This window comes from Microbacterium sp. NPDC055683, assembly GCF_053617895.1.
Map to the genome: position 1 here is coordinate 116,099 of NZ_JBSHGQ010000007.1, position 2,591 is coordinate 118,689.

Consider the following 2,591-nt stretch of genomic DNA (forward strand, 5'->3'; position numbering starts at 1 on the left):
CCGCAGATCTACCCCCCCTCCGGGGGGGGCCGGTCATGTTTTTTATATGCGCCGGGGGGTCCCCCGGGGCGGCGCCCGCGCGCCGGGGGGGGGCCCCCCGGGGGGGGGGGCGCGCCCCCCCCCCGCCGGACCGCATCGACGCCCCGAACGACAGAGAGAAGAGCGACATGACCATCGTCGAGACCGAGCTCCCCGGCGCCGCACCCGGGGCCCGCGACCTCCGTGCCCTGCCCAAGGGCCATCTGCACCTGCACCTCGAGGCGGGCATGCGCCCCGCCACCCTCGCCGCGCTGTGCGAGGAGATCGGCATCGAGCCGCCCGCGACGAGCGGCTTCTCGGGGTTCACCGAGTTCGGGCAGTGCTACCGCTCGCTGCTCGCGGTGCTGCGTGAGCCGGCGAACCTCGAGCGCCTGCTCGACGAGGTGCTCGAGGACCAGGCGGCCGACGGCGTCGTCTACGTCGAGCTCGGGGTGAGCCCGACGTTCTACGCCGAGGTCTACGGCGGGCTCGACGAGGCGCTCGCCCAGCTCGTCTCCTACGCCCAGAAGGCGTCGGAGCGGCACGGCGTCGCCGTCGGGCTCATGCCGACCGTCGACCGCACCGCGAGCGCCGAGGAGGCCGTCGCGGTCGCGCGGTCGGCGGCGGCGTTCGCCGGCCGCGGCGTCGTCTCGCTGGGACTGGCCAACGACGAGCGCGGCTTCCCGTGCCGCGACTTCGCCGAGGCGTTCGCCATCGCCAAGAAGGCCGGGCTGCAGGCGACGCCGCACGCGGGCGAGCTCGTCGGGCCGGAGTCGGTGCGCGAGGCGATCGACGACCTCGCCGCCGACCGCGTGCTGCACGGCGTCCGCGCGATCGAGGACGACGCCCTCGTCGCCGAGCTCGCCTCGCGCGGCATCCCGCTCGATGTGTGCCCGACGTCGAACGTCTTGCTCGACGTCGTCGAGACCCTCGCCGAGCATCCCCTCCCGCAGCTGCTCGCGGCAGGCGTGCGCTGCTCGATCAACGCCGACGACCCCATCCTCTTCGGCCCGAACATCCTCGCCGAGTACGAGGTGTGCCGCACCGTGCTCGGCCTCGACGACACGCAGCTTGCGGCGTGCGCGTGGACGTCCATCGAGACCACGCTCGCGCCGTCCGCCGTCAAGGCACGGGCGAAGGAGCGCATCGACGCCTGGCTGGCCTCGTGAAGACGCTGCACTTCGGCGTCTTCGAGGTGATGGGGCCGCAGGTCGGCGGCACGTTCAGCTGGACGCACCCGCTGAGCGCAGGCATCGACTACCTCGACCCCGCGCACTGGATCCGGATGGCGCGGATCGTCGAGGACGCGGGCTTCGACTTCCTCTTCTTCGCGGGCGGTTACGGCTACCCCATCATCGGAGACGACGTCTCGCGTGTGGCCGTGGAGAAGGGCATCAACTTCGCGGGCGCTGATCCCGACTACCTCATCCCCATCCTGGCCCAGCACACCTCGACCCTCGGATTCGTCGTCACGCAGTCGACGGGTCTGGACCATCCGGCGCAGCTCGCGCGGCGCTTCGCGACGCTCGACCATCTCACGGGCGGCCGCATCGGGTGGAACATCGTCACCGGGGCGTCGCAGAACGCCGTCGCCGAGGTGTTCGGACACGAGCGGATGGTGCCGCACGACACCCGCTACGACATGGCGGCCGAGTACGTCGAGCTGGCATCGCGACTGTGGGAGGAGGCCTGGGAGGACGACGCGTTCGTCGCCGACCGCGCGACGGGCGTGTTCGCGCGCCCCGAGGGCGTGCACCGCGTGGTCTACGACGGCGAGCACTACCGCGCCCGCGGGTACTTCGGGACGCCCCCGTCGCCCCAGCGCACACCCGTGCTGTTCCAGGCCGGCACGTCGCCGAAGGGACGCGCGTTCGCCGCCGGGCACGCCGAGTGCGTCTTCGTGCAGGGCACGACGCCCTCCCGCACGGCGGCAGCCGTGGCGGACATCCGCCGGCTGGCCGCAGAACGCGGACGGGACCCCGAGCTGCTGCGTCTCATGGCGGGGATGACCGTCTTCGTCGCCGAGACGGAGGAGGGCGCGCGGGCGCTCGAGTCGGAGTTCGACGCGCTGCAGACCGACGAGATCGTCGCGGCGCTCTACGCCGGAAACACCGGCATCGACCTGCTCGCGCTCGATCCCGATCGGACGCTGCACCAGGTGCTCGACGCGGGCGGGCCGGTGGGTCAGCTGGGCACGAGCAACATCGAGCGCTTCCTGGGCGACGACGCGCCCACGGTCCGCGAGATCCTCGACCAGCTGCGGGGCCTCGGCACGCGCGGGTTCCGCGTCGTGGGCGACCCCGTGCAGGTCGCCGACCGCATCGAGCAGCTGGCGGCGGAGACCGGGCTCGACGGATTCCTCATCGAGCCGGCGTTCGAGCCGGTCGACCTGCAGGCGTTCGGCGACCTCGTCATGCCGATCCTCCGCGAGCGGGGCCGCATCGCGGCCGGCGTGCCGGGCGGCACCCTGCGCGCGCGGGTGACCGAGCGCGCCGGCGGCGACCGCCTGGGCGACGCGCACCCCGTGCTCGCGACGAGCCGCGTCGCCGTGTGACACGGCGCGTCGCCGCCCG

At 73.4% G+C, this 2,591-nt stretch carries 2 protein-coding genes; both read left to right on the forward strand.

The genetic code is table 11. The annotated features are described in order from the left end of the window. Positions 1-167 precede the first annotated feature (167 nt). On the forward strand, positions 168-1,187 hold the full coding sequence (gene add, locus ACWGPF_RS05075; RefSeq protein ID WP_452331786.1) for an adenosine deaminase: 1,020 nt from the start codon (positions 168-170) through the stop codon (positions 1,185-1,187). Further along, positions 1,184-2,572, forward strand: coding sequence for an NtaA/DmoA family FMN-dependent monooxygenase (locus tag ACWGPF_RS05080; RefSeq protein WP_452331787.1), 1,389 nt, complete (start codon positions 1,184-1,186; stop codon positions 2,570-2,572). The genes add and ACWGPF_RS05080 overlap by 4 nt, the downstream gene beginning before the upstream one ends. The last annotated feature ends 19 nt before the right edge of the window (positions 2,573-2,591 follow it).